At 35.3% G+C, this 23,069-nt stretch carries 22 protein-coding genes and 1 pseudogene; 18 read left to right on the top strand and 5 right to left on the bottom strand.

Translation table 11 applies throughout. The features are described 5' to 3' along the window. Window positions 1–26 precede the first annotated feature (26 nt). Window positions 27–2,345: a single-stranded-DNA-specific exonuclease RecJ gene (recJ, locus tag ACQV2O_RS00645; RefSeq protein ID WP_428874682.1), complete on the top strand. Its 2,319-nt coding sequence runs from the start codon at window positions 27–29 to the stop codon at window positions 2,343–2,345. Window position 2,346: 1 nt separating this feature from the next. Continuing rightward, a complete protein-coding gene (locus ACQV2O_RS00650; protein WP_428873806.1) occupies window positions 2,347–2,859 on the top strand; it encodes an adenine phosphoribosyltransferase in 513 nt (170 codons plus the stop codon). Window positions 2,860–2,918: 59 nt separating this feature from the next. Here ACQV2O_RS00650 and lexA read toward each other — a convergent pair whose 3' ends face one another. Then, window positions 2,919–3,533, bottom strand: a complete 615-nt coding sequence (gene lexA / locus ACQV2O_RS00655; RefSeq protein ID WP_428873805.1) for a transcriptional repressor LexA — start codon at window positions 3,531–3,533, stop codon at window positions 2,919–2,921. A gap of 87 nt (window positions 3,534–3,620) precedes the next feature. On the opposite strand from lexA, the gene ACQV2O_RS00660 reads away from it, so the two are divergent. Together ACQV2O_RS00660 and ACQV2O_RS00665 are read left to right on the top strand one after the other, a co-directional pair. Then, entirely contained in the window at window positions 3,621–3,866 is a 246-nt protein-coding gene (locus tag ACQV2O_RS00660; RefSeq protein ID WP_428874684.1) for a DUF896 domain-containing protein, read from the top strand. A 46-nt stretch (window positions 3,867–3,912) separates the two neighbouring features. Then, window positions 3,913–4,131, top strand: coding sequence for a YneF family protein (locus ACQV2O_RS00665; protein WP_428873803.1), 219 nt, complete (start codon window positions 3,913–3,915; stop codon window positions 4,129–4,131). Window positions 4,132–4,325: 194 nt separating this feature from the next. Here ACQV2O_RS00665 and ACQV2O_RS00670 read toward each other — a convergent pair whose 3' ends face one another. Continuing rightward, complete coding sequence (locus tag ACQV2O_RS00670; RefSeq protein ID WP_428874685.1) at window positions 4,326–4,961, bottom strand: lysophospholipid acyltransferase family protein; 636 nt, start codon at window positions 4,959–4,961, stop codon at window positions 4,326–4,328. 110 nt (window positions 4,962–5,071) lie between these two features. On the opposite strand from ACQV2O_RS00670, the gene ACQV2O_RS00675 reads away from it, so the two are divergent. The 8 genes and pseudogenes from ACQV2O_RS00675 (at window position 5,072) to ACQV2O_RS00710 (ending at window position 11,482) form a co-directional block, all read left to right on the top strand. Continuing rightward, window positions 5,072–5,854, top strand: coding sequence for a glutaminyl-peptide cyclotransferase (locus ACQV2O_RS00675; protein ID WP_428874686.1), 783 nt, complete (start codon window positions 5,072–5,074; stop codon window positions 5,852–5,854). An 18-nt stretch (window positions 5,855–5,872) separates the two neighbouring features. After that, window positions 5,873–7,012, top strand: coding sequence for a tRNA guanosine(34) transglycosylase Tgt (gene tgt / locus ACQV2O_RS00680; protein ID WP_428873800.1), 1,140 nt, complete (start codon window positions 5,873–5,875; stop codon window positions 7,010–7,012). A gap of 58 nt (window positions 7,013–7,070) precedes the next feature. After that, window positions 7,071–7,418, top strand: a complete 348-nt coding sequence (gene yajC, locus ACQV2O_RS00685) for a preprotein translocase subunit YajC (protein WP_428873799.1) — start codon at window positions 7,071–7,073, stop codon at window positions 7,416–7,418. Window positions 7,419–7,552: 134 nt separating this feature from the next. After that, window positions 7,553–8,671, top strand: a complete 1,119-nt coding sequence (gene dinB / locus ACQV2O_RS00690) for a DNA polymerase IV (protein ID WP_428873798.1) — start codon at window positions 7,553–7,555, stop codon at window positions 8,669–8,671. A 79-nt stretch (window positions 8,672–8,750) separates the two neighbouring features. Further along, window positions 8,751–8,888: a hypothetical protein gene (locus tag ACQV2O_RS00695; RefSeq protein ID WP_428873797.1), complete on the top strand. Its 138-nt coding sequence runs from the start codon at window positions 8,751–8,753 to the stop codon at window positions 8,886–8,888. 121 nt (window positions 8,889–9,009) lie between these two features. After that, window positions 9,010–9,150: pseudogene (locus ACQV2O_RS00700) on the top strand (hypothetical protein); the annotation flags it as partial. A 17-nt stretch (window positions 9,151–9,167) separates the two neighbouring features. After that, window positions 9,168–10,502, top strand: a complete 1,335-nt coding sequence (locus ACQV2O_RS00705) for a DRTGG domain-containing protein (RefSeq protein WP_428873796.1) — start codon at window positions 9,168–9,170, stop codon at window positions 10,500–10,502. Further along, window positions 10,502–11,482 carry a DHH family phosphoesterase gene (locus ACQV2O_RS00710; RefSeq protein WP_428873795.1) on the top strand — a complete coding sequence of 327 codons (981 nt, stop codon included), beginning with the start codon at window positions 10,502–10,504 and terminating at the stop codon, window positions 11,480–11,482. Before ACQV2O_RS00705 ends, ACQV2O_RS00710 begins: the two co-directional genes overlap by 1 nt. Window positions 11,483–11,950: 468 nt before the next feature. Here ACQV2O_RS00710 and zwf read toward each other — a convergent pair whose 3' ends face one another. Continuing rightward, the gene (zwf, locus tag ACQV2O_RS00715; protein WP_428874687.1) at window positions 11,951–13,393 is read right to left on the bottom strand and encodes a glucose-6-phosphate dehydrogenase; all 1,443 of its coding nucleotides are present in this window, start codon (window positions 13,391–13,393) and stop codon (window positions 11,951–11,953) included. 156 nt (window positions 13,394–13,549) lie between these two features. Here zwf and ACQV2O_RS00720 point away from each other — a divergent pair, with 156 nt between their 5' ends. Beyond that, entirely contained in the window at window positions 13,550–14,893 is a 1,344-nt protein-coding gene (locus ACQV2O_RS00720; RefSeq protein WP_428873793.1) for a DEAD/DEAH box helicase, read from the top strand. 12 nt (window positions 14,894–14,905) lie between these two features. Here ACQV2O_RS00720 and ACQV2O_RS00725 read toward each other — a convergent pair whose 3' ends face one another. After that, on the bottom strand, window positions 14,906–15,784 hold the full coding sequence (locus ACQV2O_RS00725; RefSeq protein WP_428874688.1) for a DUF1189 family protein: 879 nt from the start codon (window positions 15,782–15,784) through the stop codon (window positions 14,906–14,908). Between the two features lie 94 nt (window positions 15,785–15,878). Next, window positions 15,879–18,533, bottom strand: a complete 2,655-nt coding sequence (locus ACQV2O_RS00730) for a YfhO family protein (RefSeq protein WP_428874689.1) — start codon at window positions 18,531–18,533, stop codon at window positions 15,879–15,881. A 172-nt stretch (window positions 18,534–18,705) separates the two neighbouring features. Between ACQV2O_RS00730 and ACQV2O_RS00735 the strand changes: the two genes are divergently transcribed. The 5 genes from ACQV2O_RS00735 to ACQV2O_RS00755 all read left to right on the top strand — a co-directional run bounded on the left by ACQV2O_RS00735 (window position 18,706) and on the right by ACQV2O_RS00755 (window position 23,064). Then, the gene (locus ACQV2O_RS00735; RefSeq protein ID WP_428874690.1) at window positions 18,706–20,829 is read left to right on the top strand and encodes a peptidoglycan D,D-transpeptidase FtsI family protein; all 2,124 of its coding nucleotides are present in this window, start codon (window positions 18,706–18,708) and stop codon (window positions 20,827–20,829) included. An 81-nt stretch (window positions 20,830–20,910) separates the two neighbouring features. After that, the gene (locus ACQV2O_RS00740) at window positions 20,911–21,387 is read left to right on the top strand and encodes a terminase gpP N-terminus-related DNA-binding protein (RefSeq protein WP_428873789.1); all 477 of its coding nucleotides are present in this window, start codon (window positions 20,911–20,913) and stop codon (window positions 21,385–21,387) included. 14 nt (window positions 21,388–21,401) lie between these two features. Then, complete coding sequence (locus ACQV2O_RS00745; RefSeq protein ID WP_428873788.1) at window positions 21,402–22,016, top strand: endolytic transglycosylase MltG; 615 nt, start codon at window positions 21,402–21,404, stop codon at window positions 22,014–22,016. Window positions 22,017–22,105: 89 nt separating this feature from the next. Continuing rightward, window positions 22,106–22,258 carry a 50S ribosomal protein L33 gene (gene rpmG, locus ACQV2O_RS00750; RefSeq protein ID WP_090290502.1) on the top strand — a complete coding sequence of 51 codons (153 nt, stop codon included), beginning with the start codon at window positions 22,106–22,108 and terminating at the stop codon, window positions 22,256–22,258. Between the two features lie 122 nt (window positions 22,259–22,380). Continuing rightward, window positions 22,381–23,064 (top strand): rhomboid family intramembrane serine protease, encoded by a 684-nt coding sequence (locus ACQV2O_RS00755; protein WP_428873787.1) that lies wholly within the window; start codon window positions 22,381–22,383, stop codon window positions 23,062–23,064. The last annotated feature ends 5 nt before the right edge of the window (window positions 23,065–23,069 follow it).

A 23,069-nucleotide genomic window follows, 5' to 3' on the forward strand; every position in this document is an offset into this window, starting at 1 on the left:
GTTTATGATGTGTAAGGAGAATAACGATGTTGTCTAAATACCAATGGCAATTGCCAGAAAATTTAAATGGAAATCAAAACTATCAAAAATTATTAATAGCGGGAGAAGACTATTCGCCCGCTTTTTTAGCAATCTGTTTTAATCGTGGTCTTCATGATCTATCGGCAATAAAAAAAGCCACCGAACAAGAGCCAACTTTATATCATGACCCCTTTGCCTTATATCAAATGGATATAGCAGTAAAACGCATCCATTTAGCCATTGAAAAGGGAGAAAAAATTTTGATTTATGGTGATTATGATGCAGATGGAATCACTTCTTCTTTAATTTTAAAAGAGGCTTTAGATGCTTTAGGAGCTGACAGTCGAGTCTATCTACCCAATCGTTTTAAAGATGGCTACGGTCCCAATATCGATCGTTATCAAGAGTTTATTGAAGAAGGGGTTCAATTAATCATCACGGTTGATAATGGAGTGGCAGGTCATGAAGCAATTGAATTTGCTCAAGAAAAGAAGGTCGACGTTATTGTAACTGACCATCACGAGTTACAGGAAACGCTGCCAGCTGCATATGCCATCATACATCCTCGTCACCCTCAGGGAAGTTATCCTTTTGGAGATTTATCTGGAGCAGGTGTCGCATTTAAAGTAGCAACAGCCATCCTTGGTGAAATACCAATAGAAATGTTAGATTTAGCAGCTATTGGTACGGTTGCTGATATGGTCTCTCTCTTAGATGAAAATCGAACAATTGTTATTGGAGGAATCCATCAGTTAGAAGTTACTCAGCGGCCCGGACTACAGCTTCTATTAAACCAACAATTACAGTCAAAAGATGATATATCTGCCGAAACGATTGGTTTTATTATTGGTCCTCGACTCAATGCTGTGGGACGGTTGGGAGATCCTCGACCGGGATTCGATTGGTTGGCAGCTTTTACCGAGCAAGAGGCTAGTCAGTGGCTTGAGTTTATTGAACAGGAAAATTATAAAAGACAGCAATTAGTCACTCAAATTTATCAAGAAGTTACATCAAAATTAGATGTTTTAAAGGAGTTGCCTCGAATTATTTGCCAGACTTCTCCAAATTGGCATCCCGGAGTTTTAGGAATTGTAGCTAGTCGCATTTGTGATAAATACCAGCGCCCATGCCTACTTTTCAACTTTGACAAGAAAAATCATCAGTATAAAGGTTCAGCTAGATCAAAAGAAAACTTTAATCTTTTCAAAAATCTTAGTCAGCTAAAAGGACTATTAAAGCATTTTGGTGGTCATAGCCAAGCGGCTGGTATGACAATTGAAGAAGATAATTGGCAAAAATTTCAGACTGAATTAAGCCAGTTAGCTGATAAACACAAAGATCAAATTTTAGCCAAAACTTCCTTGTCGGTTGATGCTAGACTAAGTTTGACAGATATTAATTTAAAATTAATCGAAGAGATTCAAAAATTAGGACCTTTCGGTATGCATAATCCTAAGCCTATTGTTTTATTTAAGGACTTAAAGATGATTGAAAAAAGAGTAATTGGAGCGAATAAACAACATGTTAAAATGAAATTTAATCAATCAGGCACTGCAAACTCACTAGCTGCCATAGCGTTTAGTATGGCGGATGACTTTGAAGATTGTCAATTGGGTATTCAGTTGGATATGGTTGGAGAACTGTCAATTAACGAATGGAAACAACAAAAAGAATGTCAATTAATTGTCAAAGATTTTAATTTGGAAGGGCAATTGTGGATTGATTACCGAGGGAAAACACATTTTGATAAATTAAAACAGCTGTCTGAGGTGGTTTATTGTTTTCAAGATAAAAAAAATGCGGCACTCTTTTCTGAACAGTTGAAAAACGACTATCAATTGATTAATTATGAAGCATTACCCATTAATTTTAAATATGAAAATCTAGTGTTGATTGAGCCCCCCCAAAATCTTAATAAACTAAAAAAACTTTTAAAGAGTCACGGATGGGAAAAAATTTATTTAGCCAGTGTTGTTGTAGAATCCAGATATTTAGCAGGCTTGCCCCAGCGTCAAGACTTTGCAAAATTGTTCCAACTGCTTAAGCAAGAAGGTAGTCTTCAACTAAAAGATTTACAAGTTCTTTCTAGCTATTTATCAATTCCATTAATAAAAATAAAAACAATGATTGTGGTGTTTTTTGAGGCGGGTTTTGTTACAATAAAAGATGGACTTGTAATCATGAACCAGCTTAAGCAAGCCAACAAACTTGATTTAATGGAGTTGCCTGCCATGAGCAAGTATCAAGAAGCCATGGAAGCAGAAAAATTATTGAATTTTCAAACACTTGATCAAGTGAAAAGCTGGATAAATAAGGAGACTTAAAATGGATTATACAAACTATATCGCTCGTGTTGATAATTACCCAGAAGAAGGTATTATTTTCCGTGATATCACACCTCTCATGGGAAATGGTCCCGCTTTTGAAGCAGCGACTCAAGAGATAGTAGACTATGCTAGAGAATTAAAGGTGGACATGGTCGTAGGGCCTGAAGCGCGTGGTTTTATTATTGGATGCCCAGTTGCTTATGCGCTTGGAGTGGGCTTTGCCCCTGTCCGTAAAAAAGGTAAACTTCCTAGAGAAACAATTGAAGTAGACTATAGTTTAGAATACGGATCAAATGTCTTACAAATCCACAAAGATGCTATTCAACCGGGCCAAAGAGTCTTAATAACCGATGATTTATTAGCAACAGGTGGAACCATTCAAGCAACTATCCAATTAGTGGAAAATCTTGGAGGAATTGTCGCAGGGTGTGCTTTTCTTATTGAGTTAGATGACTTAAAAGGAAAAGAGAAGTTGGGAGATCACAAGTATTTCACACTAATGCACTATTAGAAATAAAAAGAGCCTAACCAGTTTTAATCTCTGGTTAGGCTAATCTTTAATTGAGTTGATTAGAAATAGCGATTAAGACTAACTACTTTGCCTAAAATTGAAACGTCGGGCAAGATAATATCGTCCATGGTATCATTTTCAGGGCGAAGTACGATATGATCTTTTTTCTTATAAAAAGTTTTACATGTTGCTTCATTATCTTCAGTCATAGCAACAACGACTTCACCATTATTGGCAGTTGCTTGTCTGCGGACGGTGATGATATCGCCATCCAAAATGCCAATATTAACCATGGATTCACCTTTAATGATCAGCATAAATAATTCGCTTGAATCATATTGAAGATCGGTAGGCTTAGGATAATATTCCATAGCTTCTTCTTCAGCAAGAATCGGAGCACCTGCGGCAACATAGCCGAGTAAAGGTACTTTATCGGATTTGATGCCCAATTTTTTAATTCCCAAGGCCGTTATTTCAATCGTCCTTGTTTTACTGGCAGATCTTTCAATCAGTCCACTTTCTTCTAATCGGTCAAGATGACCGTGGACAGTGGATGGAGAAGAAAGTCCAACACGCGCTCCAATTTCGCGAACAGTGGGTGGATAACCATTTTCATTGAGTAATTCATAAATAGATTGTAGCACGTTTAATTGCTTGGTCGTTATCTTAATCATTTCACTCACTCTTTCTATAGGATAATTTAATTGTAGCAGAAGTAGAATTATAAATCAAACAAATGTTCGTAGCAAAGGAGGATCGCTATGCTTTCATCTTCAAAACTAGCAAGAATTAATGAGTTAGCTAAACTTCAAAAAACTAAAGGCCTTACGGATTCAGAAAAAGAAGAACAGAATCAATTAAGACAAGAGTACTTAAAAGTCTTCAGACAGCACATGGTAAGACAGGTTGAGGGAGTTAAAATTGTCGATTCAGATGGAAATGATTTAACACCTGAAAAAGTTAAAAGAATTCAAAAAGCTAAAGGAATACATAATCGTAAAGATTAATAGGTTAGAGTATTTAATCGGTTAAATTTTTAAAAGGAGAGATGGTATGTCAACATTTTCATGGGTTTTAATTGTTATTTTAGCATTGGTAGCAGGAGCAGTGTTAGGTTTCTTTATTGCTCGGAAGTATATGATGAATTATTTTAAAGAAAATCCACCTATTGATGAGCGCATGATTACGACTATGATGGCGCAAATGGGGCAAAAGCCTTCCAAGAAAAAAGTTCAGCAAATCATGCAGTCTATGAAGATGCAATCGAAATAGCTTTGTTTGAAAATATGTTTTTTCTTTCACAATTTTTGTTACTGTTTTCTGTCCTTAAGGAGCAGAAAAGGCGCAGAAAATTAGGTTTTCTTTAATCAAGTATACAATAAATTATTTTTAAGATTAAAAACCTCCTCCCTAGAGCAGCTTAACGACAGCTTCAAGGGTAGGAGTTTTTTTATAAAGCGTAATAATTATTTCTTTTTAGCAGGAACATAGCTAAAGCTTGGGTCTAATTGATGATCCAAATTATCAAAAGCCTTGGCCAATTCCTGGTCTATTTTAGCTAGTTGATCTTTATTATAATCTAATTCAGGATTATATTTAATGGCAGGTCCAAAAGCTATTTTAGCTCCTTGTCTCTTAAAGAATGATTTAAAGTCTAAAGGTGGTTGAATAGCAATTGGGATGATGTCTTTTTTTGAAAGACGTTGAATGAAAGCAGTTCCACCTTTAATTTCAGTTGTGTACCGACTACCAGAAGGAAAGATACCTAAATTCAAATTTTTTTCAGTTAATTGTTTGACGGCTATTTTGATCGTTTTAGGACTAGGTTTTTCTCGATTAACTGGAAAAACATGTGCCTTTCGTAAAATGCTAGCTAACAAAGAATTATGAAAAATTGATTCTTTTGACATAAAAGAAATTTCAAGTGGATAAAGTGCAATGGCCAAGTATAATGGATCCCAAAAAGAGCGGTGAGTGGCTGCTAGAATAAAAGTTGATTGATTGGGATCGGGAATGTTTTCTTTGCCAATTATATAGGATTTCCCATTAAAAAGACGAAAGAGACAGCGTAAAATGGCTACGGCAAACTGATAAAAAGTCATATTCAATTTCCTTTCAGTTACAATGTTTGTTATTATTTTACCAAGATTCAATCAAGATTCAAGTCAGCATATTCTTAAGGATTTATCAAGTTTTTTTATAGGAGGAATGAATGATGTTTAAAATATTGAATTTCACTATTTTATTGTTAGTTAGTCTTACTTTTACAAGAAACGTTATAGCTAATGGTAGCTTAGGAGGGGTCTATTTAATTGAGACATACCCTATCAAGGAAAATTTATTTATACAAGGATTTGAGCTTGATCAAGAGGCCCAACTCTTAATCGGCACAGGTTTATACGGAGAATCAGCTTGGGGTTATTTTAATTGGGAAAAAGGCTTGTTAGACCGCTCCATTGGATTAGATAACCAATACTTTGGAGAAGGGATTTCTTTGCGTGACAATGAACTTTGGCAGTTAACTTGGAAAGAGGGCAAAGTTTTCAAATGGGATGTAAAGACCAAAGAACTAGTCAACACTTATGAAATAAAAGGTGAAGGATGGGGATTAGCTTATAATGAGGAAAAAGATCTGTTCTACTTGTCTGATGGGTCATCAACTATCTATACTTATAATCCTGACAACTTTAAATTAGTTGATCAAGTGGAAGTGAATTTAGAAGGAGAGCCATTAGATCAGTTAAATGAGTTGGAATATGCCAATGATGCAATTTACGCTAATATTTGGTATGATAATCGCATTGTTAAAATTGATCCCCAAAGTGGTCAAATACTTAAAACATATGATTTGACTCCTATGCTCGATCAGTTGGATCTTACAGCAGAACAAAGAGAAACAATGGATGTCTTAAATGGGATTGCTCATATTGAAGCGGATCAATTTTATTTAACTGGAAAAAATTATCCATTAATTTTTAAAGTGGAATTGAAATAATAGAAAGGAAGGTAAATAGTGGCTGCTATAACTTATGAATTAATCAAAGAAGAAAAACATACGGGAGCTCGATTAGGGATACTTCATACTCCACATGGCTCATTTGAAACCCCCATGTATATGCCGGTAGGAACATTAGCTACCGTCAAATCATTATCACCTGAAGAGTTAAAAGATATGGGAGCGGGTGTGATATTAAGTAATACCTATCATTTATGGTTAAGGCCTGGTGAAGAGATTATTGAGCAAGCAGGCGGGCTTCACAAGTTTATGAACTGGGATCAAGGGATTCTAACCGATTCAGGAGGGTTTCAAGTCTTTTCTCTGAGTGAGATTCGTGATATAGAAGAAGAAGGCGTTCATTTTCGTAATCATATTTCAGGAGAAAAATTATTCTTATCTCCTGAGAAAGCCATTCAAATTCAGAATGCTTTGGGATCAGATATTATCATGTCCTTTGATGAATGCCCAGACTATCATCAGCCTTATGATTACGTTAAAAAGTCGATTGCTAGAACTAGTCGTTGGGCAGAAAGAGGATTAAAAGCACATCAAAATCCTGAAAAACAAGCACTCTTTGGCATTTGCCAAGGGGCAGGTTATAAAGACTTGCGCTTACAACACGCTAAAGACATGATTGCTTTAGATTTCCCAGGCTATTCCATTGGCGGCTTATCAGTGGGCGAGACTAAAGAGGAAATGAATGAAGTCCTAGATTACTTAATGCCAGTTTTTCCTAAAAACAAACCACGCTATTTAATGGGGGTTGGTTCTCCTGATGCCTTAATTGATGGTTCCATTCGTGGTGTGGATATGTTTGATTGTGTCTTAGCTACTCGCATTGCTCGAAACGGTAGCTGCATGACTTCGCAAGGAAGATTAGTGGTGAAAAACGCTAAATATGCACGTGATTATAGCCCCATTGATCCTAAATGTGACTGTTATACCTGTCGTAATTATAGTCGCGCTTATATTCGCCATTTAATGAAGAGTCAAGAAACCTTTGGGTTACGTTTAACTTCGATACATAATACCCATTTCTTATTGCAATTGATGCGTGATGTTCGTCAAGCCATTCGAGAAGATAATTTATTAGAGTTTCGTCAAGCTTTTCGTGAAGAATATGGTTATAACAAACCAAATGCTCCAGAATTTTAATGGAGAAAGTCTTAAAAAACTGTTATAATATAAGAGATATTTAGAGGAGGAATTTTTAATGGGAAATAGTTATTTTGCTTTTTTACCAATGCTTATTATGTTCGCTTTATTTTACTTTATGTTGATTCGTCCCCAAAAAAAAGCGGCCGATGCAAAGCGCCAAATGATTGAGGCAATGCAAGCAGGTGATGGAGTAGTTACAATTGGGGGATTGCATGGAATAGTAGATGAAGTAAAACAGCAAGAAGGCCTTGTTGTAATTGACTGTGAAGGTATATATTTAACCTTTGAAATCAGTGCGGTAGCAAATGTTCTTAAGAGTGCGGGTACAAATGATGAAACCGTCTACTCTTCTGAAAATAAAACCACTGTTGAAGGGAAGTTAGAAACGGATGCTAATGTGTAAGTCTTAGCATCTTAAATGAATAATTGAAACATTTATTAGTAGGTAATTATTACTTATTAATAAATGTTTTTTCACTTATTCTATCTAGCTTTATAGTATTATTATTAGGATATGAAGCCTTTAGGAGGCTAAATATGAGATATGGCTTACTTACTTTCGATGATCCTAAACCGGATACAAGTCGCAAAATATTACATGTGGATATGGATGCCTTTTATGCTTCCATTGAAATTCGTGATAATCCGTCCTTAAGCAATCAACCTGTAGTTATTGCTAAACATCCAAAATTAACTAATGGACGGGGGATTGTGACCACTTGTAATTACATAGCGCGTCAATACGGTATTCATTCTGCAATGTCTTCTTTGGAAGCTTATAAGCGCTGTCCTCAAGCTGTTTTTATCAAAGGCAATATGGCTTATTACCGCTCGGTTTCGCAAGAAATTCGCAAAATTTTTTATCAATACACTGACCAAGTGGAGCCTCTATCCCTAGATGAAGCCTATTTGGATGTATCGAAAAATCATATAAAGGAAGAATCAGCTTTAAAAATCGCTCGTCTTATCCAGGCTCAAATTTATGAAGAAATTCATCTAAGTTGTTCAGTAGGAGTTTCTTATAATAAATTTATTGCTAAATTGGCTTCAGATTTTCATAAACCGAATGGTATTACCTTGGTTTCTCCGGATGAAGCCATACCTTTTCTTCATGCGCTCCCAATTAAAGATTTCTATGGGGTAGGCGCTAAGTCTTTAAGTATTTTTGAAAGCCATAACATTAAAACTGGCTCAGACCTAGCAAAGTTTTCACTCGAAGAATTAATTGCTAAATTTGGAAAAATGGGACACTCACTTTATTTTAAGGTTCGAGGTATTCACAATGTGCCTGTCAGTCAAAATCGGCAAAGAAAATCGATGGGAACTGAACAAACCTTTCAAACTTTCCTTTTAGATGAGGAGGTTATTAAGGAAAAAGTACGCCAACTAGTAGTGAAAATATCGCAAGATCTAAATGCTAAAGATTTATATTGTCAAACGCTCACTCTTAAGATACGTTACAGTAATTTTGAAACAGTGACCAGGCAAGACAGCTTTGCCTATCCAACTAATGATCGTTATCAATTAATGAATAAAGCTATAGAATTGTGGGAAGATCACGGTGAGGCAAATAGAGAGATTCGTTTATTAGGAATTTCAGTATCCAAGTTATTAGACCCTCAAAGTGAACCCTTACCCATTCAATTAGATATTTAATAGAAGGATATAAAATGGAAGGGTTTCTTCAGCTGAACCCCATCTTTCAGTCGGGTATAGTCGGCATAGGAACATGTTTATGTACTGTATTTGCTGCATCTTTTGTTTTTTAGTAAAGAAAGTAGACAATAAATTACTAGCCATGATGCAGGGATTAGCAGGTGAAATTAAGGTGGCAGCTTCTTTCTGGTTACTTTTAGCTCCTGCTTTAGAATAACTTGCCAGTGTTGGTTTTAAAATTCCTGAACGGTTTCCAGCAGCAGTTGGCTTTTTAGTTGGTGGTGTCTTCTTACGCTTAATGGATCAGTTTGTTTCGCACTTGCATTATGCTGAAGACTATGATTTTCGTTCAAGTGGAAGAATTAATTCCAGAATCACAAACAGAAGGCAATACAGACTTAGCAACCATGAGTTTTATGGTAGGTTTTGTGATTAAAATGATTTTAGATGTGGCTTTAAGATATATTATTAATAAATAAGATTTTGAGGTGATTCTTTGGGAACTAAGCATGAACGCATTATCCAATACATTCAATCCTTGCCCATAGGAAACAAAATTTCTGTCAGAGGCATAGCTAAGCAATTGCAAGTGAGTGAGGGAACTGCTTATCGTGCTATCAAAGATGCTGAAGAAAAGGGACTTGTTTCGACTATTGAACGGGTAGGGACTATACGTATTGAACAGAAAAATCACTTATCAGTCGGCCATTTAACCTTTGGTGATATAATCCCTCTAATTGATGGCGAGGTCTTAGGGGGGGAAAAAGGACTGGATAAACCCCTGACCAAATTCATTATTGGAGCGATGACCTTGCAAGCTATGGAGCGATATTTTGAAAGTCAGACCCTGATTATTGTTGGTAATCGGTCTGAAGTTCACCGACACTCCCTAAAGAATGGTATCGCTGTATTAATAACAGGTGGCTTTAAAACAGACCACGATATTATAAGACTAGCAAACCAAGAAGAGCTACCCATTATTACGACTAGTTATGATACTTATACTGTTGCCTCATTAATCAATCAATCAATCAACGAGCAAATGATTAAGCAAGAAATTGTAACAGTTGAAGAAGTCTATACTCCTATTGAAAGAACGGTATCATTGGAGCCTTCAGATACTATTGAGAATTTTAAGAAGAAATCGAGTGAAACTGGTTTATCAAGATTCCCAGTGGTGACCAATAAGCGTTTAGTAGGAGTCGTAACTGCTAATGATTTAATGGGAAGAGGTAACAGTGTTTCAATTGAACGGGCGATGAGTAAAAATGTCATTACTGTTAAGCCGCATATGAGTTTAGCATCTGTTTCATATAAGATGATTTGGGAAGATATTGAAATGATTCCCGTTGTTGCTGACAACTTGCAACTTTTGGGTGTCGTTTCTCGCCAAGATGTTATGAAGGCCTTACAAAATATTCAACAGCAACCACAAACAGCTAATACCTTCGAACACGATCTGTTAAAACACTTGGTTGAAGTTAACCGTAATGATTTTAAAAATCGTTATGATTATCAGTTTGAGGTCCAACCCCAGATGGTTAATACTTTGGGGACTTTATCCTATGGAGGGCTTTGTGAGTTGATTGCCCAAGTTGCAATTATCAAGGTAAAGGATTTAACAGGTCATAATAATATTCTTGAATCACTTAATCTTAATTATTTCACATTTATTCAATTAGGAAACTTGATTGAATTTCAAGTTGAAATTTCTAACTACAATCGACGTTCGGCAATTTCTCAAGTGAAAGTTTTTGTTGAAAATATTCTGGTCGCTCAAGCAACAGTTGGTTCACAAATGGTAAATAAAAGACAGAAGGAGTCTAACTAATGACAGTTAAGCAAAGCTTAATCGAAAAGTTAATAAGTCTAATTGATCAATATGATCGTATTATTATTCATCGACACATCAATCCAGATCCAGATGCGATTGGTTCACAATTAGGGCTGAAGGCCACAATCAAACATAATTTTCCAGATAAGACTGTCCTAGCTGCTGGCAAGATGGGCAAGGGAATTGAGTGGTTGGGCCGTATGGATAATGTTGACAGACAGGATTATGAAGATGCTTTGGTAATTATTTTAGATACACCAGTTTTTGAACGGATTGACGGAAATGATCACATTCAAAATAATACTTTAATCAAAATAGATCATCATCTGGTAGTTGAGCACTTTGCTGACTTGGAAATTGTTGAAATTCTAAGTTCTTCAACTGCAGAACTCATTACTAAAATGATCATGCATTCTCAAGGTCAATTGACCCTTTCACCACAAGCTGCTACATTCCTATATGCGGGCATTGTCGGTGATACAGGACGGTTCCTCCATTCAAATACCACTCAAGCAACCTTTGAGGCGGTAGCTTATTTGATGGCTCATCAAGCTGAAAATACTCAAATTAACCGCAAGATGAATGAGTTATCACTCAATGAATTAAATTTCCAATCATTTGCCATTGATCAAATTGAATTGTATGAAAAGGGAGTAGCAACAATGACCTTGAAACAAGCAGATTTAATTCAAAGAGGAATGACGGTTGATGGAACCAATGCGGTTACCAATTTACCAGGACGTTTAAAAGAAGTATTAACATGGGTTATTTTTATTGAAAAAGAAGACTCACATGGAGAGTATCGTGCACGTATTCGCTCAAAAGGCCCAAATATTCATCAAGTAGCGATCCAGTTTAATGGCGGTGGTCATGAAATGGCTTCGGGAGCCAATGTTTATGATGATGAAGAGAAAAAAGAGCTAATTGATCAAATGATTAAAGTTAATGCTCAGTTTTTAAAAGATCAAAACATTTAATAATCTAATCGATAAAAAGTTCTTTCCCTTTAACGTGGCACTGCACCCCATAAATGGGACAGAATAAAAAATACCTTTGTTAGGCTGCTTGTTGACGTTTTAATTTGATTTTGAGTGGATCTATCTCGCTAAGTTCTTCGAATCCTTTGCCATAAGTCTATTCTTTACCTCCAGCTTGATTGAAGCGCTAGGTTTGACTTTAACGATCCCAAGGCCAGCAAGTTTTTACTTGAGATGTGTTCTTAATGTTTCATTCATCTATTATTTGTTTATTAGTCCGGCCTTCATTTTTCATTTCAATACATTTCGATTTTGTTTCTGCAGAGTAAGCTAGGTGATTAACCCTAATCAAACACCTCCATTAAATTCATTTCACACGAATTCAACGGAGGTGTTTTTATGTTTGCCTCACTATTTGGGGGCAGTGCCTAGTACAGGTTAAAGTGAAAGGATCTTTATTTTGTTTTGTTATTCATTAAACCATGAGCGATTGTCCTTTTCGATCAGATAGTCACCTGCTTCTGGTCCGTTAGACTGGGCAGGGTAGAAAGCCAAATCGGGATCTTTTTCTTCTTGCCATAGAGCATGAATGGAATCGATAAATTGCCAAGCATACTTGACTTCTAGGTAGTGAGCGAAATTACTCAGGTCGCCGTTCATACAGTCAAAAAGTAATTTTTCATAGTCACCTGGTATAACCTTGGTAAGTTCTCGTGGAAGATGATAGCATAAATTGAGCTCTTTAATTTCGTTACGATGGGTAGAATCAGACTGGGATAAGCACAAACGAATGCCAGCATGAGGAGCTAATTCAATTTGTAAATAGTTAGCTGGAACATTTTCAGCTTGCTTCTTATAGATTATTTTAATATCGGTCTGTTTATTATTAAGATGCTTACCTGAGCGCAAATAGATGGGGGTGTTTGCCCATTTATCTTGCTCAATAGCTATTTTTAAAGCCATATAGGTTTCGGTTGTCGAGTCACTGGCAACGTCTTTTTCTTGACGGTAAGCTACGTGACTTTGGTCTTCACTTTGTATGTATTGCCCACGTACCACATGTTTTTTTAAAACTTCTAAGTCAGCATAGTGTTTCAATTGTTTCAATCGATCAATTTTTTTCTGCCTTAAAGCCTCATTACTCCTATTAGCAGGTAGGTCCATAGTGATCAAGGTTAATAATTGCAGGGCATGATTTTGGATCATATCGCGACTGACCCCACTAGTTTCATAATAGGCTCCACGATCTTCGACTCCAATTTCTTCATCTAAAGTGATTTGAATGTGGTCGATATTGGCTGGATCCCATAGGAATTGGCTGAGAAAGTTGTTCATCCGAATGGGTAGAATTTGATTGACAATACTCTTACCTAGATAATGATCAATTCGATAAATTTGATTTTCATCAAAGGACTGAGTTAACTGAGTCTGTAATTCTTCAGCTGTTTTTTCATCATATCCAAAAGGTTTTTCAATAATTAGTCGATTATATCCCTGGTCAGTGAGTAAGCCTTGATTTTTTAATTGACTGGTAATAACTGGGAATAACTTAGGAGATAAAGAAATATAAAAAATCTGATTTCCTTGAGTTTGATATTTTTCTGAGAGAGAAAGAGATAGCTTTTTAAGTTGGTTATACTGTCGACTTTCCTTTACATCATTAGCTTGATAATAAAAATGCGAGAGAAAATCTTCAATGTTCTCATTCGCTTGTTTAGCTTGTGAAAGACTTTCTTTAACCACTTGACGAAAGAATTCATCGTCCCATGCTCGTCTAGCGGTCCCAATTATTGCAAAATGGTCAGCTAAAAAGCCTTTATTATATAATTGATAAAGGGCAGGGTATAATTTACGGTGGGCTAAGTCACCACTAGCCCCAAAAATAGTCATAATTAAGCGATATTCTTTCATCTTTATGATGCCTCCATTTTTACATAGTTTTTATTATATCAAATTAGATCTTGGATTCAAGATTAAGAATCCGTCATATTTTATCAGATAGCTTTATGGTATACTTTTTTACGAATGACGTTATTATAAGCAAAAGAATATATAGAGGAGAAATATATGAATTTTAATGAATTAAATATAAAAGCATTTATTAAGCAAGCACTGGATAGAATATCATTTAAAAAGTTGACCCCGGTGCAAGAAGAAGTGATCCCTCTTGCCTTAAAAGGCGAGAGCCTTATTGTAAAGTCTCAAACTGGGTCAGGAAAAACACATGCCTTTCTTATTCCGTTATTGGAGCAATTAGATCCTAGCGATCAAAAAGTTCAAGCAGTTATTACAGCTCCTAGTCGTGAATTAGCCAATCAAATTTATGAATTTGCGACGGAATTAGTAGGTGATCAAAGTGAGAGTATCAGAATTTCACGTTTTATAGGTGGAACGGATAAGGAAAGACAGATAGATAAATTAGCCAACCAACAACCGCATCTAGTAATTGGAACGCCAGGGCGAATTTTTGATCTGATGCAAGCCAATGCTTTATGGGTACAAACAGCTAAGACGATGGTTGTGGACGAAGCGGATATGACTTTTGATTTGGGTTTTTTATCAATTGTCGATGAAATTGCTTCTAGAATGGCAGAGAATCTGCAAATGATGGTTTTTTCTGCTACGATTCCTCAGCAGGTAGCAGTGTTCTTAAATAAATACATGACCGGACCCAAAGAGATTACGATTAAACCGAAGCAAGTGCTAACTGACCAAGTGGAAAATTACTTAATTGATATCAAAGGGATCAAACGAGAGGAAATGGTCTATAATCTATTAACAATGGGTCAGCCCTATTTAGCAATTGTTTTTTGTAATACTAGAAATTATGCCGATGACTTAAGTGAATTTTTAAAAAGCAAGGGCTTAAAGATAGCCACCATTCATGGTGGCATGCAACCAAGAGAAAGAAATCGTTTAATGAAACAAATTCGAAATCTAGAGTTTCAATATGTGGTGGCTTCTGATCTTGCGGCCAGAGGAATTGATATTCCAGGTATTTCGCACGTTATTAATACCGAATTGCCAAAGGACTTAGAATTCTTTGTCCATCGTGTCGGTCGAACAGCGCGAAATGACTTAACCGGCACAGCCTATACCTTTATGGGGCCTGACGATGAAGCGGCTATTGAGAGCTTAGAAGCCAAGGGTATTAAATTTACTGAAGTCAAATATAGTAAGGGTGAGTTAAAAGAAGTTGATCATCGGAGTCGACGCTCCGTTCGCAAAAATACACAAGAAAAAACACAAGATCCTAAGGTAAAACAATTAATTAATCGCGCTAAGAAGACTAAAGTCAAGCCAGGCTATAAAAATAAACTGAAGCAAGAAATAAAAGAGCATAAACGCTCAGTTGGCCGACGTAAAAATAAATTGAGAGCTAGACAAGAACGAAAAAATAAGACAAATTAAGGGACTCCTGAATTAGGAGTCCTTTTTGTCTTCATCTGTTTTAATATCTTCTTCTTTGATAATGTTGATATCCATATGAGATAACAATTGATGCATGAAGAGAGTATGTTGTTTAAAAGTATGGTAGATAATAAAGAGTGTTAGGCCCACAAAGAGATAGAAAGGAACATAAAAGCCTGACCATAATAATTTAATGATTTCTATCATTAAGATTGGCACAAAAGAACAAACCATAACTAACTTCATTCGCACCATAAAAGGTAAAGGAAAGTTTAAACGCATGTTCAAGATACCGGTTAATAAAGAGGTAATAACTAGAAAATAAAAGTGAGCGAGGACCGCGGCTATCCAAGTCATTATTATAGTAAAGAAGAGTTGAGTTAAACTAAATTGACTAGCATAAGTCAAAACGGCCGCTAGATTTTCTTTATTAGTGACCATATCATGATTAAAGGCAAAAACCTGACCATTTTCGGGTGTATAGACCAGTATTTGGTTTTTAACTAGTAACAAGTTGAAGGTGCTCGTCAATTGAGGGTCTCTATTATCTACTGACTTTAAAATTAAACCTTCTCCTTCAGAAAGATTGGTCAACTGATCGTCTATAATTAATTGAAATTGTCGTGATTCATAATATAGAGCTTTCTCGCCTTCATTAAGCTGGAGTTCACCCGCATTAATGTGGAAATCAGGTAGATAATTAATGCTTTCATTAATATCTGTTTGAATGGATCGCAGTGTTGGAAAAAGGGCTTTTCCAAAATTCAAAGCCATTAAAATGGTGATAATTAAAGGAAGGACTAATACTTGCTTCCATTTGACATTGAGGCTCTCGATATAAAAGCGTGGATTATTCAAGCCATTTTTAAGGATAAAAAATAATTTTTTCAAATAAAACATCCTTTATTCTATAATTTAATAGAGCTATCTTATCCAACTATTCAGCATTATGCAAGTTGGACGCCTATATTTATTATAACATGAATTATTTATTTTTATGGCGAAATTTGTTTTGATCTACTATTAATAAAGCAATAGCTAGAAAGCTAACCAAGCCACCATAATAGATAGAGTCGGGGAAATAAGTCATCTTAATTGTATGTTTACCTTTGGTCATTGGAATAGCCATTAAAGTATCATTTAAAACTGGAAGGGCTTCTACAGACTGATTGTCCACTTTAACATGCCAATAAGGATCATAAGGCAATGTCATCAGCAAATATCCTTCTTCTTGCTCAATATTAATTTGGCCTTCCAAAGTATTTTCTTCAAAAGAAGTAATTTTTAGAGACTTGTTTTTTCTTTTTGTGATTAACTGCTGATAGTTTTTAAGGTTGAATTCATAGAGATTTATAAGGTTGGCTTTAAAAGTGTTTTTCTTTAACTTAACTCTAAGTGAATGTTCTTTACCTGATTTTTTAAAAGCCGCATCCATAATTTGGCGGCTGTTAGTAGGCGAATAAAACTCATAAGGCTTACTATCTAGTATAAGTTCAACTCTGTTGTTAGAAAAATGATTGGGAAAAGTAAAATAAAAGGGATTGTTTGATTCAGTATCAAAGGATAGGGCAAAAGAAGCATCCCTTTTGGGATTTTCTTTTTTATAGGTATAGAAGTCCCCATCTCCTTTATTGGTCACATTCAGATTTAGATAATCAATTTTTTTGAATTTTTTTTGTTCAAAGAATTGTAGCTTTTCACCGTCAAAGTTCAGCAAGTCTAATAAGATTTCTTGATTTTCAATGGGCTTATATTTTTTAAACTTAGCTTTTATAACCACAGGAGATACTTCCATTCCTAGTCCCAAAACATTCGGATTTTTATAGTAGACATAGCGCTTTTCTTTTTTGAGTTTTTGATGCGCTCGAATATCAAAATCGCTGACTTCTCGATATAAAGCGTAACTTTCAACCGTGGCATACATATTTGTATTGGAGGTGATATCGATGAGGTAGCGAATATTCAAAAAATCATCGGTAAACAGGGTCCCACTGGTGTAATAAATGGAATTACTAGTGTGTGGAATTCCCAAATAACCATACAGTTGGCTAGTAGAAGCCTCTAAGGTTGATCCAAAATGATTGACGCTAGGATAATTAGCGAAAAAGGATTCATTTTTTGTTCGATTAAAGGTCTTATGGATGCGATAGAATTCATTTTCTTTAGGTTGAACAGGGGCAATCATCTCATCCAATAAGGCAATATAATCTTTAAATCGAGAAGGTTGCACATAATGATCATTAGATGACAAAATGAAGTAACCGTTTAGAGTCATATCTCCACATGTTAGAAGGAGTATTAGGAAAAGCAAACCCTTATTGGGCTTGCGATTAAGATAGAAAATAAAACTAATTAAGAGCATGAAGATGAGGCTATAAAAGATTTTTGCATCACTTAAAAAGCTATAATTATCATTCAAAAAATAAAATAAACAAAAGACTGTTAAAGAAAAAACTATGGTGAGTATTTGATAGAGTCTGATCTTATGAACGTATTTATAAGAGCGAATCGCTAAAATTAATAAAAAGAATGAAACTAAGAATGAAAAACGAGAAGGATACCAAATCGGAAATTGACCAAGGTGCCATGCCTTATCTAAATTAGTGAAAGTAAAGGAGGCAAAGTAAAAGACTAATAACATAAAGCTGATTAGTTTTTCTTTCATTCTTATCTTAGCTGAGAGAAAGTATAAGATAAGAAGAACTACCACAGTCATGCCCACATAAAAATTGGCTGAACCGTTGGATAACTGATTAAAATTAAAAGCACCGATAAAGTTTTTGGCCAGTAAATCCATCAAGGAGTGTTCACTTGAACAATCAAAAATAAAATCGAAGGATCCTTTCTTATGAGCATTTTTGCTGCTCAGAGTTGAAATAAAAGTAGGGAGTAAAAAGAGTCCTGACAATCCGGTTGAAAGCAGTGAATATTTTATAAAAGAAAAGTATTGCGAAAAAACTTTTCTGATTGAAAGGTGTTTCTCATCTTCGAAAATGACAAAAAGACTATAACCCATTAAAAAGATCGAAATCATATAAGCTATGTAATAATGACTGATCATTGCAATCGCTAAACTAAAAACATAAAGAAGCGGTTTGTTCTCTTTGAGTAGATAATCTAGACCTAGTGCAATTAGTGGTAACCAGAATAATCCATCTAACCACATGATATTCAGTTGGTAGGCCATGGTATAAGACATGAAGGTATAGGCTTGACTAAAAGCTATATTCATGACTGGCTGGATGGTGTATTTTTTTTCAACAAAATAATAAAAACTGGCCGAAATGGCTAGCAGTTTTATGAGGGTTAAAAATAGAATGGCGAAATCTAAATTTTCAGTTTTAAAAAATAGTAAAATCAGATTAAAGGGACTCATTAAATAATACGCCCATAAGCCAATCATCTCACCACCAATTCCTTTTTCAAAAGAATAAAGGAAGAGTCTAGGATTTTCTGTGAGTGCTCGTTGATACAAACTGAAAAAATCGATGTATTGCTGGCTTAAATCAACGGTGAGCAGGGTACGTTCTTGTTGATCTCCTATGGGAATAAATTTCATCAAATAGGCTAACATACTTGCTATTAAGAAGCTAATAAATATATTCACTAAAATAAAATATTTTCTACTTTTAATTTTCACGAAAAAACTCCTTTTTCTTGAAACATTGCTTATCTATCTTAGCAAAAAATAGTGATAAAATCACAAAATAATAAATGTTAATTTATGACTTAACGGATAAAGTTTCAACTTGAGGTATAGTTTGCTATAATAACTTAGACTTTAGAAATAGATTACAGAAAGTATGATGAAGATGCCTAAAAAATTAAATAAAAATAAAAAAAAGAAGCGTTCACATATACCTAGGCGATTAAATCTTTTATTTTTTACAGCCTTTTTAGCTTTTACAGCCCTTTTTATTCGTCTGGGCTATTTGCAACTATATAAAGGAGAAAGTCTTACTAAAATGGTTCAACGAACCGAATCAACCATTTCAACGGGGGCTGTGCCTCGTGGAATGATCTATGATAGCCAAGGTGATGTGATTGTCGGTAATCAACCGGAACGAGCTATTCTCTTTACCAGAGATCGTGCCTCGAGGGTAGATAATGGAGATCTTATTAAAATTGCTACTCAGTTAGCCTCTTTAATTGAATTACCAACTCAAGGAGTTACCGAAAGAGATAAGAAAGATTATTTTATCGTAAATAATATCGACGAAATTCGTAAACGTTTAAATGATGAGGAACTGCTTTTATCAGGCAGTCAGGCTTATGAAGCTCAATTATCAAAAGTTGAAGACGAAGATTTAGAATTTTCGGAAGCCGAATTAAAAATTATTGCCATCTATAAACGTATGGCAGCTGCTTACGAGTTATCGACCGTTACGATAAAAAATAAAAATGTTACCCAAGAAGAAATAGCTAGGGTGAGTGAAAACTTAAGAAACTTACCCGGCATTCAAATTGGGACTGATTGGCAAAGAGTTTATCCTAAAAAGGATATGCTTCGTTCTATCCTAGGACAAGTTTCGACTGAAGAGCGCGGTATTCCAAGAGAAGACGCTAAGGAATTATTGCTTAAAGGTTATGCTATGAATGATCGAATCGGAATTTCTTATTTAGAAAAGCAATATGAATCGATTTTAAAAGGCTCTAAATCAGTTTTTAATATTGTGACAGATGCTAAAGATGATATTCTAAAAAATGATAAAGTCTACGAAGGTTCAAAAGGAAACAATCTGGTATTAACTATCAATACAGATTTTCAAGCTAAGTTAGATGAGATTGTTGAAAGCAGTTTAGTTAATATGGGAGCCGAACAGGGATTAAATGATCGAGTTTATGTGGTAGCCTTAAATCCAAAAAATGGTGAAGTATTAGGCATTTCCGGTAAGAGATATGCTTATGATAAAAAAAATGATACCTATAATCGTGAGCAAATTGTTGATGACGCTTTAGGAGCCATTAACACATCCTACGGTATGGGGTCTAGTGTCAAGCCTGCCATGATCTCAATGGGTTATAAAGAAGGCGTTATTTCTTTAACAGATAATGTAATTGTTGATGAACCATTAAAATTCCAAGCTTCTCAAGAGAAAACATCCCTATTCAATCGAACAGGGCAAATTCCTATTGATGATATGATTGCATTGCAACGTTCTTCAAATATTTACATGATTAAGTTAGCCATGCGTATCGGTGGGCAATACAATTATGAAGAAGAGGGACGATTGAATATTAATCCTCGGACCATCGATATTTTGAGAAGGAACTTTGCTGAATTTGGCTTGGGAACTAAGACTGGTATCGACCTCCCCAATGAATCAACGGGATATACACCTGCTAGTAATATGTTAGTTTCAGCACTTGATTTATCGTATGGTCAATTCGACTTATACACACCGTTACAGATGGCTCAATATGTCTCTACAATAGCTAATAACGGCAAACGTTATTCACCTAGATTGGTTAAAGAAGTTCGCGGAACTGATAAAAACGGTCAATTAGGTGGGATTGTTACCACTATTCCACCAAAGTTAATGAATGTCATTCAAAATGAACCTGCCCAAATGCAAAGAATTCAAGAAGGAATGCGAATGGTTTCCCATACCCAAGAAGGAACTGCTTCATTTTATTTGCAGGATTATCCTTTTCAAGTAGGGTCGAAAACGGGAACGACAGAAGCCTTCTATGCAGGACCTATTCAATATGCAAAAAATGATCCTGTTATAAATGGTACTTACATTGGTTATGCACCCTTTGATGATCCTGAGATAGCTATTAGCGTGATTGTCCCTTACCTTAACCAGTCTTCATACGGTGGTGAAGCCACTCGAATAGCACGGGACGTGTATAATGCTTACTTTGAATTGAAATCAGCCACTAGAGAGACTATTATTGATTATAAGAATAAGAAAAATTTAACTTCGCCTTAATTAGGGTTAAATTTTCAGAAAGATTTATTTAAATCTTCACAAAGGTTTGCTAAACTGAGAAAAAATAGATGAGGTGAAATAATGGATATTTGGATTTTAGTACTGGCTCTATTGGTGCTGGCAATTATTGTCTTGGTGATGTCTTTGTTTACCAAAGACTCTACAGGTAATGCAAGCTTAAATAAAAAGCTTGAAGATCACGCAGAAAAAATCAGACAGTTACAACATTCGATTAATCAACTCAAGGTGGAAGATACTTCCATTGAAAGTGTTGAGGAAGAATTTATGCAGCCTTTAACAGCTCAAGATGTTTATTTTGCACCCAAAGAAGATGCTGAAGAATTTGAAGCAATTGAAGCAGTTGAAGAGCATGAAGCTCTTGAAGTTGCAGAAGAAGTGGTTCAACCGCGTGTCAATTATGATGTCAATGATCGCAATCGCGAAGACATCATTCGTTACTATTCACAAGGTTATACCTTAAAAGAAATTGAAGATGAGGTTGATGAAGAGCTCGTAACCATTCAATACGTGATCGATGAATATATTGAAAACCGCTAGTTAGGAGGTTTAATATGAAAAAAGAAAAATTAAGATCATTAGGGGTGGGGCTTCTAATTGCCAGTTTACTAACGGCTGTTTATGCTACCTTTGTTCAAGGGTATGTGCCAATCGAGGGAGTGACCTTACCTAGCTTACTTGATGGGCAAGAAACCAGGCAATTAAAAGACAAGGTTAAAGAAAGTGAAGCCAGTTTAGAAAAACTAACAGGCGATAATGAAAACTTAAAAAAACAATTAGAAAAAGTGACCACCGATAACGAATCCTTAACAGAAAAGGTTGCTAAACAAAGAGAATCAATTGATTATTTAGAGTCACTGAGAGATGAGAGTGATAATACTGAAGAACAAGATGAATCCATAGATTCTAATGATGAAACTGCAAGTGAAGATAATAACCAAGCTTCTGCTGAAGGAGCCTTTGTAATTCGTCAAGGAGAGAATGCTAGTCAGATTTCTCAGCGATTAGAAACAGAAGGATATATTACCTCCGCTCAAGAGTTTCAAAACCTTATCGAACAATGGCAATTATCTTCATTAATTCAAACAGGCGAATATCAATTGAACTCTGATATGACCATTCATGAAATTGCTAGCCAGTTAACTCATGGAGCTTATTATTATCAATAAAAAACCATAGCTAAATTTTAGAAACAATGGTATAATCTTATAGTGCTGTTCTTGGAAGAGTAAATATTTTTTAGTTTGGAGGGAAAATCATGCGCGTAAACATCAATTTAGAATGTACTGAATGCGGTGAACGTAATTACTTAACTAATAAAAACAAACGTAACAATCCTGATCGTCTGGAAGTTAAAAAGTACTGCCCAAGAGATCGTAAGGTAACATTACACCGTGAAGTTAAAAAATAATTTTTATGAAAGTCTGGGCCATTAATGACCTAGACTTTTTATTTTTAACTGAATTAGGCTCAATAGGAAAAAATAGCTACTTAGTGTATAATGGACTTCAAATTATTAAAGGAGTTTCAAATATGAAAAAGAGACGTATTTTAGCCTTACCCTTCGTTACTTATTCCTTAGTAGCGATCAACTTAATGGTCTTCATTTATATGTTAATAAGATTTCAAACAACAACATCCTTAGAGGCTTTAATAAAAACGGGAGCGAAGTCCAATGAATTAATTCTTTATGGTGGAGAATGGTGGCGATTAATTACACCAAGCTTTATACATATTGGTTTTGAACACTTGCTTTTTAATAACCTTTCTCTTTATTTTATAGGGCAAGACTTAGAAAAAATTCTTGGACACGGACGCTTTTTAATAATTTATTTACTTGCTAGTTTTGGGGGCAATGTATTTTCTTTTGCCTTTAATGACAATGTTTCAGCAGGTGCTTCGACAGGTATTTTCGGCTTGTTTCTAGCTTATATTGTCTTAGCGAAAATGTATCCCAATATGATTGTTTTAAGGCAAAGAGCCATTAATTTTTCACTGTTAATTATTTTGAATGTCATTACTGGTTTTTCTTCTCAAGGGATTGATCAGTGGGGACATTTTGGTGGAGCGGTATACGGTGGTATGACGACCTTAGTCTTAGGTCTAGGTCACCGATTGCATGCCAGTGTTGATAAGAAGATAAGATCAGGGGTTTTTTGGGGAATATTTATTTTGACTGCTTTCTTAATTATGGGTAAAATTTTTAACTATCGCTAGGAGGC

It is taken from the genome of Facklamia sp. P13055 (genome assembly GCF_050409445.1).
Taxonomy (GTDB): domain Bacteria; phylum Bacillota; class Bacilli; order Lactobacillales; family Aerococcaceae; genus Facklamia.